The following is a 15,752-nucleotide window of genomic DNA, read 5'->3' as shown; positions in this document are numbered from 1 at the left end:
CCTATTTGTAGCAATACAAGTAGCCCGAGGCGAAGGTTGAATTTCATAGTAACAATTTAATAGGTGATTCTTTGAACAATCACCTGTATAGGTTTGTGTATTATTCAAAACTAAATGTTTTTTAACAAAACAATGAATACTTTAGCTAAAATTTATCTAGGATTTCATGGACTTTAGTATATTTTCCTCCATAACATTGGTCGTAATTTTTTTAGCCTGTACCCTAATTATTTGGGTGGCAGGCGTCAAAATTACCCGGGCTGTGGATGCCATAACTACCTATTTTAATTTGGGAGAAGCGTTTGGAGGTATGGTATTTTTGGCCATCGTTACCAATTTGCCAGAAATCGCGATAACCTCGGTCGCAGCGTATCATAAGGACTATGATATCGCCATCAGTAATTTATTGGGTGGGGTAGCTATTCAAACAGTAGTTTTGGTTTTGATAGATGTTTTTGGGGTAGGAAGATCAGCCCCCTTGACATTAAAAGGTCATTCCCGGGTGTTAATTTTAGAAGGTGTAGCATTGATCATGATTTTGACATTGGTCATGATGGCCAAGCAATTTCCTTCTCAAATGGTATTTTTTAGATCTACTCCTTTGGAATGGCTCATTTTGTTAATTTGGTTAGGCTCCGTTTTTTCCATTTCTAGGTTGGCCAAAATGGAAGGACGCCCCGTGGATGATGGAACTAAATTGTCTACTTTGAGGCATCCTAAATCTCCTTTTCGTGGGGGCATTCAATCAGCCATTTGGGTGCTGGCTATTGGGGCTATATTAACCTTATTAGCAGGTTGGGCATTGGAATATTCAGGAGAAATATTGTCTAAACGTTGGAACATAAGCGGTGTACTTTTTGGAGGTACCATATTGGCCCTTGCCACGGCTTTACCTGAAATTTCAACGGGCATTGCCTCGGCCAAACTACGGGATTACAATATGGCAGTAAGTGATATTTTTGGGGGAAATGCGTTTTTGCCTGTTTTATTTTTGATAGCTTCCTTGATCAGTGGTGAAGCGGTCATCACTACCTTGAGTCAGTCTGATATGTATTTAACAGGTTTAGGGATTCTTTTGACTTGTATTTATATGGTGGGAATGGTATTGCACTCGAGGCGACAAGTCTTCCAAATGGGCATAGATTCACTATGTGTACTCCTTACTTATTTATTGGGATTATTGGGTCTTTGGGCAATGGCATAAAAAAAGAGGTGCTCGAGCACCTCTTTTTTATAAACTATTTATTTCCCAAAGCCTGTATCCAAGTGGCTATTTTTTCCAAATCTTTCTGAGGGACATGACTCATGGGTGCCATGGGTGTGGCAAAGTCTGGCCAATTCTGCGGTTTTGGTTCCTTGATCAAAGCGATTATTTGAGCTACACTGTATTTTCTTTTAGCAATTTCCGTGTAGGCTGGTCCAACGGCCCTTTCATTGACCTTATGACAAGCCAAGCAAGTATTTTTAGTTAATAGGGCCATTGCTTCTTTATCCGTAACGATTTGTTTAGCTGCGCTTTTCTTAGGTCCTGCTTCTTTTGTTTGGTTATCAGGAGTATTGGCTTTATCTCCCGCATCAATTACATCTTTAGAAGGCTTACGCTTTGGTGTTACCAATGGAATTTGCGCCTTTTCCCCAGCTGGAATTTGGTTCAACGTATAATATCCGCTTACATGCAATAAGGGAATATTTTCTTGAGCAGACAATACTCCATCAGGCTTAATGGCATGTACATATCCTTCCCGCATTCCATCTACCACAAGTCTAACACGTAATCCATCTTCGCTTAATTTGGCACCTCTCACGGCATTGTCCTTGCGGTTTACCATGGGGCTACCATAAACAGGATGATATTTATAGGTATAATTAAAGACTTCATAATTGTTTACATCTTCTGCCAATTTTTTATTGGCTGCTTGTGTAAATTCAATTTCAAAACCATCAACCATCGCACGAATGGCTTTCATCTCAAAAGGTATTTTACCTGTATATACCAAACGTTCTAAACCAAAGTCTTCTGAGCCAACAGAACCCCAACCCCTGTTAGTTCCACCGACTAACAGTTGATTGTCCTTTCCCCAAGCCATACGTAATACACCTGAACGGAAACCTGAGCGGAATTCAAAACTTGCACCTTGGTATTTCCCATTGATCTTTTCTAAAAACACACGCGCGATTTTGGACATACCTTGATCACCTACAAAAACTTGACCAGCAAATGGTCCAAATTCACCTTTGGTATCATCAGTGATGATTTCGGAGGTTGAAACACCCATGATTCCATGCGGTAACCATACTGCAGGAGACTTGATACCCATATTAGGATATGTCTTTTTCCCCAATTCATAAATGGTGGTCATGGCCTCATCCTTGACATATTCCGGTTTTACAAATGGATTATCTTTGGGGTCTACCTGAGCAAAGACTAATTCCTTTCTCATTTTTACAGGAGATTCCGGACGGTCAGCCCATTTTAGCGAGGCTGGATGACCTAAGAAATCGCCTTTCTCTACATGTGAAATAAAGCCTGAGCCTTGCCAATCTCCTTGGTTATCCCCATAAAAAAATTCACCATCTACCATTCCAATACCACATGGGGAACGCATTCCAGCCGCAAAAGGCTCCATTTTGCCATCGGGCGAAATTTTCATCGTCCATCCTCTCCAAGGCACCAATGATTTTCCTGCCCACCAGTCGCTATTTCCGAAGCCTACGTTTCCCGTAACATAGAATGATCCATCTGGTCCAATTTTAGGTCCAAAGGAATATTCATGGTAATGTCCAGAGATAGGCCAAGAGTAAACGGTTTGATATTTATCTGCTTTCCCATCTCCATTTTTATCTATCAATTTGGTCAGTTCTCCCCGTTGAGCACAATATAAATAGCCATCCTTGTAGGCAAGACCTAGAATTTCATGCAATCCGCTCGCAAATTTCCGATAAGTGGGTCTAGGAGATAAATAATTTTCAATGATGTAGACATCTCCGCGGCGCGTTGAAACGGCTACGTCTCCATTAGGAAGGCTAACTAATCCGCCAACTTCCAAGGTAATTCCTTCAGGAATTGCCATTCGAACTATTTTATAATAATCATTTTCGGTAGGAGCTTTCTGGGCCAGTACCGTTTGACAACAAAGTCCTAATAGGACAATGCTGGCTTTAATGTTTAAGGTGATGTTATGTATATTCATGACGTATATTCAGAATGATTACCAAAGAATGGAATAAGTGATTTTTTCAGCAGTAGGAATTATTAAAACTTGTCCATCTGCCATGTTCTTAATGCTTGCCTGTGGCGCTTGGATATAATAGCTTTGTCCATTAATGCCATATAAATCATTTCCTAATGATTGGATTGATTTAGCTGAAACCAGTTTTAAAGAAGCATCAGAGCTTGGGTTTTTAATTTTTATTACTCGTTGAAGGTATTTATTATCCATAACCCTGATTTCATCCTGAACTTGCGAACCGAAAATTTCATATTGGAACGTTGGTAATTCCTGCTCATCTATTTCGTAACCAAGTATTTTAAATCCTGCTGTTTCAGGCATACTATCATTCCCTTTTTCTAGATCGACATTCTTAACCAATAGCGGGCTGCTACCTAAATTCAAAACCGGACCTCTTGGTCTAGATGACCCATCTCCACGATTGTCCCACATGGGTGTCGTGTCTAAAAAGTCTCCTTTCCAAATTTGGGCGATGGCTCCGTTATCCAAATCATAGGTATAATGCAAATGAGCTGGATTGCCTACATTCACCGAATGCACTAGTCGTTTACGAGTTCCATTTTGTTGGATATCCACAAAGGAACGTAACATGGTAGGCTTAGGGGCATCCAATAAGATGATATCCGAAGGACCATTACCTAGGAGTAGGGTTGAGGAAGGATGCTGAAAATTGACCATTCGAAAATTAGGTCCTTCTATGCCAAAACCTAACATCGGACTCATATCTGCATCGTTTTTATAGTAAGTGATTTTGACGGCAGAATTTCCAGCAGGTAAATCCACTTCTACATTTTTCTTTCTTCTATTGGAATTGACGGTGTCCGATGCGACCATTTGACCGTTCACATGGAGGGTGTAATTTCCTGCATACGTTAATTCTAACTGGTGCTTACCTGCTTTAGGGACGTTCAAATTGGCCGTAAAAATGCCCGCAAATTCATCGTTGATTTTGCTGGCATTCCAAGCTAATAAAGCCTGACTACCGCTGGCAATGGGTTTTTTAGAAATAAAGTCCTTGGGCGACTTGAATTTGCCATAATACACTTGGTAATTAACAGGACTTAGACTAGCTGCTTGGCCATCAAAATCCTTAATCTTTAAGTTTTTGAATGCCACGGCACCATGATCTCCTTGAATCATGATGGGGCCACGGGCTACTTCTTTTTCAGAAATAGGTCCACCGGTTGGGCCTCCCAGCTCTACATTTTCATGTAAAGTATATCCATTTAACTTGATAAATAAGACTTTGGCAGGACTGATCTTGTTACCCTGAGCATCAAATCTTGGAGCTTGGAAAGATATTTCCATGTGTTGCCATAAGCCAGGAGCTAAGCAAGCATTGACGCGGGGTGCATGGCCTTCGTACAGGTATTCTTGAGGAATGAATTTTCTTCTTTTGTAAATTCCTCCGCAATCGCCCGTACTTGGGTTTTGTACGCCCCAGCTATCCATTAATTGGACTTCATATCGACCTTGTAAATAGAATCCTGAGTTCGAGTGAGTAGCCATCATGAAGTCAAACTCCACATCCATGTCTCCATATTCTTTGACTGAAATTAAATTGGCTCGGTTTTGAGGTTCGGGTAAATTAACTAAAATCCCCTGACCAGGCTGGGTACTCATGAATTCTTTCTTGGTCAAATCGGCAGCTACTTGACCTGCAATTTGCCAATTGGCTTTTCCATTGGCTTTCCAAAAACTTAAATCTTGAAAAGAAATGGGTTCTTTTTGAGCAAGCATTCCAAAGTGGATGAATATGCTGCCTATTCCCAAGAGCCTTGAGAAAAAAGTGTTTTGTTTCATAGTAAAATGTTGGCTTAAAAATAGAATGATAAAGGTAGTTATAAATGAATTATTTTAAAGGAAATCCTCTCTAGCTGGATTGAAAACATCGATAAGTTCTCCATCTTCTAAGCAGATTACTCCATGAACTTCATGACTTGGTACAAAATATACATCACCTGCTTGAAGAATTTTTTTTGAATCAGATATACTGACTTCAAATTTACCTTTAGATACGTAAGATGCTTGTGTATGGGGATGATGGTGTAAGGTGCCAACAGCCCCTTGAGAAAATTGTACCTTGACCAGCATCATGTGTTCATTATGAGCCATGACTTTTCGTTGTATTCCAGGCTCAATGTTTACCCATGGAATGTCCTGATCTTCAATAAGTGAGGGCATATGTGTTTTTGTGTAGTTTATTTTTTAGGGCTCATTTGTTGTAAAACCTGTGCATACCGTTTACCTAATTCGGTAGCGGATTTACTATCAAAATGTATATTATCGCTTTTGGGCGTTAATCCCTCAGCAGAAACACAGGTAGTCCCTTCATTTGGGGCATGTAAGGAACGTAAAATCTGGTTGAAATCCTGGTAATTTTGATTGAAATAGCCTAATTCCCCTACTACAAAAGGCAAATGAGCCTGTTGGCTAATCGCCCGTACCTCTGCAATAAGTCCTTGTAGTTTTTCCATATAAACTACCCGTTTGCTTGGCTCGGAATCACTTTCACCTTGATGCCAAAGAACGCCTTTGATCACACCTTTTTGTTGTGCTGCCAAAATTCTTTTTTTTGCATCATCCCAAGGGTGGGTTTTGGTAGCTTCATCTAAAGCGTTTGTTTGCCAGGCAAGGATAGAAGAGCCTCCCACAGCACATGGGACTAAGCCAATTTTTATGTTGGGGGAATTTTTTGCCATTTCGATGCCAAAGCTTAAACCTGGACCTACACCCACGATACTGGGTTTATCGAAATGCATGGGATGTTTCGCCGGAACAAATTCATTTTGAGCATTCAACATAAATACCCTTTCGTGTTGTTGGGACAGATAGGGTTCAAGCATTTCTCCACGTCCGGCCATATTGGATTGCCCCATAAGGATATAAATATGGAAATTGGGATCAGGAGATGATTGACTCCAAGATGGAAAATTTAGGAGAGCAAATAGTAAAGTGAAAAAGTATTTCATGCTTATTTATTTTTCCAATAATTGGCTAAAGTGGACCCATTGATATTCATTAAAGGCCCGAATATTGCGGCAGGTAATCCTACGGTAGCCACTTTACCCATGGCCATAGCTAAACCTGAGGCCAAACCTGCATTTTGTAAACCTACTTCGATGGCGATGGTACGGCAATCTTTTTCCGGTAAACCTGTTGCTCGACCACCCCAATACCCTAAAATAAAACCAAGGATATTATGCAGGAAGCAAGCCAGTACCAACAAGGGGCCTACAGAAATTAAAGAATTCCTTCCGTTTGCTGTGATGATGATAATGATAAAGGCAATGCTAAGCATGGAAATAAGCGGTAATTGCTTTTGAAACCAAGGCCACCTTTGTCCTATGATTTTATTATAGATAACCCCCAATAGGATGGGAATTAAAATGAGTTTAGAAATTTCCCACACCATATCCCAAAAATCTATTTCGATTAATTGACCCGCCAGGTTTTTCATGAGAAGTGGTGTAAGAATGGGAGCTAGAAAGGTAGCAATGGATGTTAAGGTTAAAGATAAAGCAACGTTGGCTTTAGCCAAATATGACATGACATTGGAGGCCAGTCCGCAGGGCATACAACCCACTAAAATGATCCCTGCAGCAATTTCTGTTGGGAAATCAAAAACTTTAGTCAGTCCCCAGCCGACCAAAGGCATAATGCTAAATTGAAAAAATATACCAAGAAATACAGCTTTTGGCGACTTCAATATTTCTTGAAAATCGTGAATGCCCATGGTAGAACCCATACCAAACATGATCAGCTGGAGTAAGGGAATAATGAAGATTTTGAATTGAATTCCACCCGCACCTAGGAATGGAGTGGGATAAATTAAGGTGATGATGACAGCTATGATTATCCAAAAAGAAAAGGATATGCCACTGATAAATTTTTTCATAGTAGGTTAATTACCTCGGCAAATATACGATTTCCTCGAATGAATAAAAGTGGCATTTTTTTCAACGCTGTCAAGGTTCCAAACCTTGCCAGCGTTAGAACGAATGAGATTTATTTATTATTTTAACTACCAGTTATATAATCAAGTACTTGATTTTTATTCGGAGAAAAATTAATTCCAAAATATTCACCCAGGCTGTGAAAATCTAAAATATAGTCAAACACTTTTCATTTTAAAATGAAAAGTTATCTTTGCTTCCTTCCAAACAACCTATCTATATGAAAAGATTTTTTTGGGGCCTTTGCGCCTTTTTACTTTGTTTCCAACTAACCGCACAGGAAACATACAATTTGATTCCCAAACCCGCTAAATTAACTGCTATACCGGGGAAATTTATTTTTCAAAAAAATACACCAATAACCTTGAGTACTCAGGATGAAAGTTTTAATGCGGTGGCAAGCATGCTGAAAGACCAAATCTACTTGTCCTCCGGATTGAATCTTACTATTAAATCAGGCGCTTCTAGTACCAAGGGCATTGTTTTTGTTCAAAATTCAACCTTGGGAGACGAAGCTTATCGATTAAACGTTTCAACCAAAAAGATTGAGATTCAAGCGAAATCAGGCAGAGGAGCGTTTTATGCTTTGCAAACACTTTTCCAATTAATGCCTGCTCAAATTTATTCCAATATCACTTCTAATCAGGAAATGACAGCTTTGGCTTGCCAGATTGAAGACGCGCCCAGATTTGCCTATCGGGGTATGATGCTAGACGTGGGTCGCTATTATTTTCCAGTCAGTTTTATCAAGCGTTTTTTGGATTTGATGGCTGTTTATAAATTGAACACTTTTCATTGGCATTTAACAGAAGACCAAGGTTGGAGAATTGAAATTAAACAATATCCTAAGTTGACCAGTGTTAGCTCCATCCGCAAGGAGACCATGGTTGGGCATTACCGTGATCAAAAATATGATAATAAACCCTACGGAGGATTTTACACGCAGGAAGAAATTAAGGAGGTGATTGCCTATGCATCTAAGAAGTTCATCAACATCATACCTGAGATAGAAATGCCTGGGCACTCTCAAGCTGTTTTGGCAGCATATCCTGAATTGGGTTGTAATCCAGATAAAATTTATCAAGTAGCAACCAAATGGGGCATTACTGAAGATGTTTTATGCCCGAGGGAGGAGACTTTTACTTTTATGGAGAACGTCTTGACGGAGGTAATGGCATTATTTCCAGGCCAATATATCCACATCGGAGGAGATGAATGTCCTAAAAAACAGTGGAAGGAAAGCCGTTTTTGTCAAGATTTAATTAAAAAATTAGGCTTGAAAGATGAGCATGAGTTACAAAGTTATTTTATTCGACGGATAGATAAATTTGTTACTTCCAAAGGGAAGAAATTATTGGGTTGGGATGAGATTTTAGAGGGAGGTTTATCTCCCAATGCCATGGTGATGTCATGGAGAGGTACAAAAGGTGGAATAGAAGCTGCCAAACAAAACCATGATGTGGTGATGTCTCCTAATAATTATTTCTATTTGGATTATTACCAAGCTGATCCTAAAACTCAGCCTTTAGCCATTGGCGGAAATTTACCTTTGTCAAAATGCTATTCATTTGAACCAGATCTTCCTGAATTGAGTGCAGAAGAAGCTAAACATATTGTAGGTATTCAGGCAAATGTTTGGACTGAATACATCAGCACACCAGCTTATGCAGAATACATGACCTTTCCGCGTGCATTGGCCTTATCAGAAATCTCTTGGTCAACCAAGCAAGCAAAAGATTATGATGATTTCCTACGCAGGGTTAAAGGGATTTTGCCGGGCATGGATGCTTTAAAAATCAATTATTGTCCAGTTGGGTTGAAATAATGTCCTAACTAAAGCTTGGTTTTTTGCTTAACGCTGTCAAGGTTCCAAACCTTGCCAGCGTTGCAAAACCAACGAATGAAATGTGACATTTATTTCTCAACTAATTGATAATTTCCCAAGCAGGTATTTTGGCTGCGTTGTGTTCTCGTTTAAGGATCGCATCCAATTGTGGAATTAATTCAGGATGTAGGTCGGCCACATTTTTCGTTTCCAATGGGTCCTTTTCTAAATCATATATTTCCCATGGGGCCTGTCTGTTTTTCTTCAGATTGGACTTAACTCCCTTCCATTGTTGAATTCTAATGGCTACCTGTCCTGTTTTTTCTGGGAACTCAAAATAGATAAATGGGCGCTGTTTTTGTTCGCCTTTTTTTAGAATGGTTGGCAAAAAGGAGACCCCATCTGTATCGGCCACTTTTTGACCGGTTAATTCGGCTAAGGTGGCCATCATGTCATATTGGACAGAAGGTAAATGGCTTACTTGTCCTCCTGGAATTACCCCTGGCCAAGAAACAATGAGTGGCTCTCGAATTCCTCCTTCATATACATCTTGCTTTCTGCCTCTCAAACCTGCCGTGCTGTTGAAAAATTCAGTATCCACTCCGCCTACATCAAAGGTGGCTCCATTGTCAGAAGAAAAGAAGATAATCGTTTGAGTATCAATTTTATGGTTTTTCAATGATGCTACTAAGCGTCCTACTTGCTTATCTAAATAACTGATCATCCCAGCATAGGTCGCTCGAGGATGTGCATTAGGGGTATATCCCTTTTTTCCCAGGTAAGCACTATCTGGAAATGCCCCTAAATAGGGCTTGACGGCTTCTTCAGGTGCTTGCAATGATAAATGGGGTAGGGGTAAAGGCAGGTATAAGAAAAATGGATTGCTTTTATTTTTCTCAACAAAGTTTAATGCTTTATCCATCATTTTGTCTACCACGTACTCTTTGCCCTGAAATTGTTGAAAATCAACGTCTGCAGCTGCTCCCTTACCTTGGAATTCATGCACATTTAGGTATTTATTCTTTAATGTGTCCCATTTTCCATTTTCCCATAAATGAGTTGGATAGTAATTATGAGCTTGTTTTTGATCTAATAATCCATAAAAATAGTCGAAGCCATGGGCATTGGGATTCCCTGTTCCATTAGCCATACCTAAACCCCATTTACCGATTGCTGCCGTTTTATATCCGGCATTTTTCATCAAATTTCCCAAGGTAAAAGTCTGGGCCTCCAGCGGCATTTGACCCCTTTCTGTTTCATCTGTAAATCCACCCAACTCATGGTTCCCTCGGATTTGGGCATGGCCAGCATGTTTCCCGGTTAATAGCATACAGCGTGCTGGAGCGTAGACTGGAGCCGAAGTGTAATGTTGGGTAAACTTAATTCCTTGTTTGGCTAGCGCATCCAAATAAGGTGTTTTGATGATTTTTTGTCCATAGGCACCCAGTTCGCCATATCCTAAATCATCGGCATAAATGTACACTACATTCGGTTTTTTAATATGTCCAATTTCTCGGTTCTCTTTTCCTTTTATTTGTTTTATATCATCTCCCAATTCCGATCTAGCCTCATCGGCAAGTTGTAAGAGTTCTTTTACTTTTTCGGGATATTGCGCTTGAACATCATAGCGTTCTCCTGGATCTCTTCTTAAGTCAAATAATCCTTGCTGGATGGGAGCATTTTCATTGACTTGTCCCGCTAAGCCATTATTTCCAGGTAAAAACCCTTCATAGGTTCTGCCTGGGTGAGGCAAAACTAATTTCCAATCCCCTTTTCTAACAGCTTCTAAATTATTTTTGCGGTAATAATACAGGAAATTTTTCCTAGGCTCAGCTTGCTTAATGCCTTGTAAAATGGGCCAAAGACTCACCCCATCTATTTTCTTTTTGGGTAATTTGGATTGGGTTACTTGAGCTATGGTAGGAAGTACATCCATGGCCGCAGCCAATTGATTGGATATTTGTCCCGCTTGAATTTTCCCCTTCCAATAGGCAATAAAGGGAACACGCTGGCCTCCTTCATAGGTTGTCCCTTTTCCTTCTCTTAAGCCTTGGGTAGAACCTGCATGATTTCCATAATTTAACCAAGGGCCATTATCACTTGTAAAGATGACCAAGGTATTTTCTTCCAAGTGATTTTTCTTCAAGGTCTTGATGATTTCCCCAATTGACCAATCTATTTCCAACATCATGTCTCCATAAAGCCCTTGTTTACTTTTTCCCTGAAATTCTGGAGAAGCAGCAATGGGCACATGGGGCATTGAATGCGGTAAGTAAACAAAAAATGGTTTGTTTTTATTCTTTTCAATGAATTGTATGGAACGCTGGGTTAAGACCCGCGTAATTTGTTCTTGATCTTTGAGATTTCTCAAATAGATACTAGGTTCATTGCCATCAAAAATGGAAAGAATGGGTAAATCTTGTTTGTAGGCCCCTGGCTTAGTGATGGGTTTACCCTCCAAATCAACTGGCCACATATCATTGGAATAAGGAATCCCCACGTACTCATCAAAACCATGCTGTAAGGGTAAAAATTCTTTCTTATCACCTAGATGCCATTTGCCAAACATTCCAGTCGCATAACCTTGGTCTTTCAATAGCTCGGCAATTGTTTCTTCCTCAGGATTCAGGCCTACCGGGGAATTAGGAAACAGAGCTCCTGAAATTCCTATGCGATTGGGGTAGCAACCGGTTAGAATTCCTGCTCGTGAGGCACTACATACCGCTTGGGCAGATAAGTAATTGGTGAACCGTATTCCTTGATGTGCCAATCGGTCGATGTTGGGCGTCTCGTATTGTAAGGCCCCATAACAACTTAAATCACCATAGCCTAAATCATCCATTAAAATTAGAATGACATTAGGTCTTTGGGATTTAAGTGGTTTGGAAATACCCCATAGGGTAGAGGATAATGTAAGGAAAGCTAAAATCAAATATTTTTTCATAAACCAGGTTTAGTGCCCGAATTTACTCAATCTATTTGATAAAGTAAGAAGTTCGAAATGCTTGTTTATCTGTTATAGTTTTTGAGTTTATAAAAGATAAATAATTGATAGTAAAATAGTTATCATTCAGCAATAACGATTTTATCATCAATCATTTAGTTGTTTAATGCACCCGCATCGATCCAAGACTTGATTTGACTGATTTCACAACTTGAGATTTTTGTACTAGCATTTGGCATAGCTTTAAATCCAGCGGAATGGTTGATGGATCCGTATAGTTTACCGTTGCTTACTACTTTCAGAACATTCGCATGGGTGCTTAAATCAATGCCACCTGATGGAGCAGTTCCGCTGTGACAACCGATGCAATTGGTTTTCAAGATGGATGTAACCGTGATGGAGAAACTAACATTGTTGGTGATGCAGGCACTTCCACTTGGTTCACAAGAATTATTGAGAGCACCTTGTTTAATCCAATTGAAAATGGATGTTTTAACATCAGTACTTAGGGGTGCCATCGGGGGCACTGGCATACGTTCATTGTCTGTTCGAATGATGCTTTTATACAATTTACTGTTGGTTGGATCGCCTGCCCGTACCACTTTCATGATGTTGGTATAATCTGTTAATTGCACGCCATCCTTTTTACTGATGGCATCATGACAACCGCTCATGGCACAATTGGATATGATGACCGGTAAAATCTTTTGCTGAAAATACACTAAACTTGGGTCGCAGGTAACAGCTGGAGGATTGACGGGTTGGCTTGGATTTACTGCAATAATCGGATTTACAGGGTTAACAGGATTTAAATCCACTAATAAATTTCCAGACGGATAGGAGCCAACAATCCATTTTTTGACGGTAGTGATGTCACATTTAGACAAGGTTGTAGTGGCATTGGGCATGGGAGAATAGCCACTAGCATGGGTTAGGGAACCATACAGTTTGCCATTTTTAATGTAGGGTACAATTTTGTCATAACTACCTAGGTCCACTCCACCCGAAAGGGTGGCACCACTATGGCAGGAGGTGCAATTGTATTGAAGTATAGGCCAAACGGATTTGTCAAATGTGATGCTTGTTGTATCACAGGAAGCATTGGAATTGGGCAATTGCACCCCCGTATTAGTACCTGTGTTAGTTTCAGTTACAGGTAATGGACTATTTTTATCACTTAGGCAAGCTACCATAAATAAGGCAGCTAGGGTAATTAAGAAGATTTTACTATTCATTTATTTTTTTTGGCTAAACAGAATTTTACTTTTCACTTCAATTACTTCAGCAATTTTTGCGAATACTATCTTGGGAATCTTTATTTGGTAATCTTGTAATTGAACATCAAATTGACTCGTTAATTGCAATTGATTTCCATCAGAAATAATGGTTCCTTTAATCTCAATGGCTTTCGTTACCCCATGAATGGTTGCCGTTCCAGAGGCTGTCACCGGGTAGGTGCCAGCTTTTTTCAGATCTACCGCTTCTTTGATTTTTCCTTTAAAACTGGCCATTGGGTATTTCTCACTTTCCAAATAATTCTCATTAAAGTGTTCTTGCATGAGCTTATTAGGAAAGACAAAGGAGCTAATGCGCATTTGAACAGCAATTTCATTCGTGGCAGAATTGATGATGCTGTTGACATTTTTAGACACGGCGTCGATATTTTCCAAAGGTGTTTTAGAAAAGAAGGAAACCTCTCCGTTTTGAGCTTGGTACAATTGAGCCTGAGCACTAAAGGATAAAGCTACGATGCAACCGATCAAAGTTGCCATAATTAGACGTTTCATATGCTATTATTTGTGTGTTTTTTTAGCTTCTGGGTCAAAACTGAAAGTTCGGGCAATATTGAATCCATAAAAAATATCTCCATTTCCCCAGGTTCCGGTTGTTTGACCAATAAAATGTTTTTCAATCATTCCTCGTGAGTTAGAAAAATGCAATTGAAATACGTGTCCTCCCGTTTCAATATCAAAACCTAAGGCAAATAAATCTTGATAGGGGTAAACTTGTCCTGATTTAGCTAAATAAGCATTTTTGTCTACCAAGTTCTTGTAATATTCAGCTGATATACTCAATCGATTACTCAATTTATAACGCCCACCAAATCCAATGGAGGCCATGTCATTTTCATGAAATGGAGACTCGCTTAGGTTATTATGCAACATAGTAGGCATCACTTGTAGGGAAAGCTTCTCATTCATTTTACGAGCAATAAATACTTGACCCACATAGCTTTGTCGCTGTTGATCATTGAAGAACCGCATTAGCGTGCCTGAAGGCATCGTATAACCTGTTGGCATGGTATTAATCGTTAAACTTCCATAAGCTGCAACACTGATGGGCATTTGGTTAGATTGCCTCAAAATTTTGTATTTGGTATAGAAATCATAACTTTTTTCAATGGATGAGCGACCTGCACCTAATAACCATTGATCCGTAATGCCATATTCTACCCCTAGTCTGATTCTAGCTTCATCTAAACCAAAAAAGTTTTCTAAAAATCCAGAATTTACCGCACCAAATCGGTGTGAAATCCAAAAATTTAGGTGCTTTTTGGCAATTGTTTCAATGGTTTGACCATTGATTAAGCGCGACCCTTTGAAAGTTGCTTGGGTATATACTTTTTCTTTAGAGGCTTCCTTATCAAGCATGGCCATCAAATCATCTTGAGCCATAGAGGTAGTAGCCATACCACTTAAGAAGAGTAGCAGGAAGGTAAATTTCTTCATATGTGTCTGTTTTTTAAGAGTATACTCTTAGGTTAGTGCCGGTGAGGGCTGTTTTATAAGTAGTTAAACCTCTGGCTCCTTCAGCATTTAAGCCTTTACCATTAATGTCAAATTTGGCACCATGCACGGAGCAACTGAATCCACCATTGGCATAACTGATGGCAGCATTTCCCTCATGGGAACAAACTTGGGTCACAGCAGCAAATGTGGTTGTGTTTACTCGAACAATCACGATTTGGTTGGCAATGACAAATCCTTCGGGATTATTCAGTTTTGAATAATCGGTTTTTGTTAAATCCAGGGTAAAATCTACACCCGTTGCTGGGGTCCCTGGTTTGGTCGTGGAAGAAGAACTTGGACTTACATTTTCTTCTTTTGAACAAGAACTTAGGCCTGATGCAGCACAGTAGACTGCCATCAGCGAGGCTCCTTTGAAGCCCAATGACTTCAAAAATTCATTTCTACTAAGGTTGTTTTTCATATTATTATAGAACATTAAGGGTTATTAAACGGTTAATGTTAAATAATCTTTTTGAATTATAATAATATATCCTAGTAAAAAGATAGATTTAGGAGTAAACTCTCAGAGAATTTCCCGATAATGCTGTTTTATAAGTAGTTAAACCTCTGCTTCCATTGGCGTTTAAACCTTTACCACCCGTGTCAAAAGTCGCACCATGCTCAGGGCAATAAAAGCCTCCACTACTAAAAATGACGGCTGCTCTTCCTTCATGTGAACAAATTTGAGTTACAGCAGCAAAAGTCGTACTAGAAACCCGAGCCACCACCACGTTTTGATTGACTACATACGAGCCTACTGTATTAAGTTTAGCATAGGCAGCTTGACTTAAATCTAATGTAAAATCAACCGAAGAAGTGGGTGTAATACTTGTTTCATTTTTACATGAACTCATAGCAGAAGCTCCGCAATAAACAGCTACTAAAGAAGCGCCTTTAAATCCTAAGGATTTTAAGAACTCATGACGTTTAATTTTATCAGTCATATACTTTTAAGGGGTTTAATTATCTCAAAACTAATGAAACTAATGAATGTTTTTCCTGATAAAA

The 15,752-nt window shown here is 39.5% G+C and carries 13 protein-coding genes; 2 read left to right on the top strand and 11 right to left on the bottom strand.

Going from position 1 to position 15,752, the window contains the following annotated elements; all coding sequences use genetic code 11:
- The first annotated feature begins 166 nt into the window (after positions 1–166).
- Positions 167–1,204 carry a sodium:calcium antiporter gene (locus tag SKC36_RS04525; protein ID WP_459454390.1) on the top strand — a complete coding sequence of 346 codons (1,038 nt, stop codon included), beginning with the start codon at positions 167–169 and terminating at the stop codon, positions 1,202–1,204.
- A gap of 34 nt (positions 1,205–1,238) precedes the next feature.
- On the opposite strand, the gene SKC36_RS04520 is transcribed toward SKC36_RS04525, so the two are convergent.
- Genes SKC36_RS04520 through SKC36_RS04500 form a run of 5 tightly spaced genes read right to left on the bottom strand, consistent with a single transcriptional unit; the run spans position 1,239 to position 7,128 of the window.
- The gene (locus SKC36_RS04520; RefSeq protein ID WP_459454391.1) at positions 1,239–3,191 is read right to left on the bottom strand and encodes a c-type cytochrome; all 1,953 of its coding nucleotides are present in this window, start codon (positions 3,189–3,191) and stop codon (positions 1,239–1,241) included.
- A gap of 18 nt (positions 3,192–3,209) precedes the next feature.
- Entirely contained in the window at positions 3,210–5,033 is a 1,824-nt protein-coding gene (locus SKC36_RS04515) for a family 16 glycoside hydrolase (RefSeq protein WP_459454392.1), read from the bottom strand.
- 54 nt (positions 5,034–5,087) lie between these two features.
- Positions 5,088–5,414: a cupin domain-containing protein gene (locus SKC36_RS04510; protein WP_459454393.1), complete on the bottom strand. Its 327-nt coding sequence runs from the start codon at positions 5,412–5,414 to the stop codon at positions 5,088–5,090.
- Positions 5,415–5,431: 17 nt separating this feature from the next.
- Complete coding sequence (locus SKC36_RS04505; protein ID WP_459464925.1) at positions 5,432–6,202, bottom strand: sialate O-acetylesterase; 771 nt, start codon at positions 6,200–6,202, stop codon at positions 5,432–5,434.
- Between the two features lie 2 nt (positions 6,203–6,204).
- Positions 6,205–7,128, bottom strand: coding sequence for a bile acid:sodium symporter family protein (locus SKC36_RS04500; RefSeq protein ID WP_459464923.1), 924 nt, complete (start codon positions 7,126–7,128; stop codon positions 6,205–6,207).
- Positions 7,129–7,406: 278 nt separating this feature from the next.
- Between SKC36_RS04500 and SKC36_RS04495 the strand changes: the two genes are divergently transcribed.
- Positions 7,407–9,011 carry a beta-N-acetylhexosaminidase gene (locus tag SKC36_RS04495; RefSeq protein ID WP_459464921.1) on the top strand — a complete coding sequence of 535 codons (1,605 nt, stop codon included), beginning with the start codon at positions 7,407–7,409 and terminating at the stop codon, positions 9,009–9,011.
- A 100-nt stretch (positions 9,012–9,111) separates the two neighbouring features.
- On the opposite strand, the gene SKC36_RS04490 is transcribed toward SKC36_RS04495, so the two are convergent.
- From SKC36_RS04490 to SKC36_RS04465, 6 genes are all read right to left on the bottom strand, one after another.
- Complete coding sequence (locus tag SKC36_RS04490) at positions 9,112–11,955, bottom strand: sulfatase-like hydrolase/transferase (RefSeq protein ID WP_459464919.1); 2,844 nt, start codon at positions 11,953–11,955, stop codon at positions 9,112–9,114.
- Positions 11,956–12,110: 155 nt separating this feature from the next.
- On the bottom strand, positions 12,111–13,190 hold the full coding sequence (locus SKC36_RS04485) for a hypothetical protein (RefSeq protein ID WP_459464917.1): 1,080 nt from the start codon (positions 13,188–13,190) through the stop codon (positions 12,111–12,113).
- A complete protein-coding gene (locus SKC36_RS04480; protein ID WP_459454399.1) occupies positions 13,191–13,727 on the bottom strand; it encodes a YceI family protein in 537 nt (178 codons plus the stop codon). It abuts the gene before it with no gap.
- Between the two features lie 21 nt (positions 13,728–13,748).
- The gene (locus SKC36_RS04475) at positions 13,749–14,684 is read right to left on the bottom strand and encodes a DUF5777 family beta-barrel protein (protein WP_459464915.1); all 936 of its coding nucleotides are present in this window, start codon (positions 14,682–14,684) and stop codon (positions 13,749–13,751) included.
- A gap of 13 nt (positions 14,685–14,697) precedes the next feature.
- Positions 14,698–15,165, bottom strand: a complete 468-nt coding sequence (locus SKC36_RS04470) for a QcrA and Rieske domain-containing protein (RefSeq protein ID WP_459454401.1) — start codon at positions 15,163–15,165, stop codon at positions 14,698–14,700.
- Between the two features lie 88 nt (positions 15,166–15,253).
- The gene (locus SKC36_RS04465; protein ID WP_459464913.1) at positions 15,254–15,688 is read right to left on the bottom strand and encodes a QcrA and Rieske domain-containing protein; all 435 of its coding nucleotides are present in this window, start codon (positions 15,686–15,688) and stop codon (positions 15,254–15,256) included.
- Between the last annotated feature and the right edge of the window lie 64 nt (positions 15,689–15,752).

It is taken from the genome of Aquirufa sp. OSTEICH-129A, from assembly GCF_054558355.1.
This window is presented reverse-complemented; position numbering and strand designations above follow the sequence as displayed.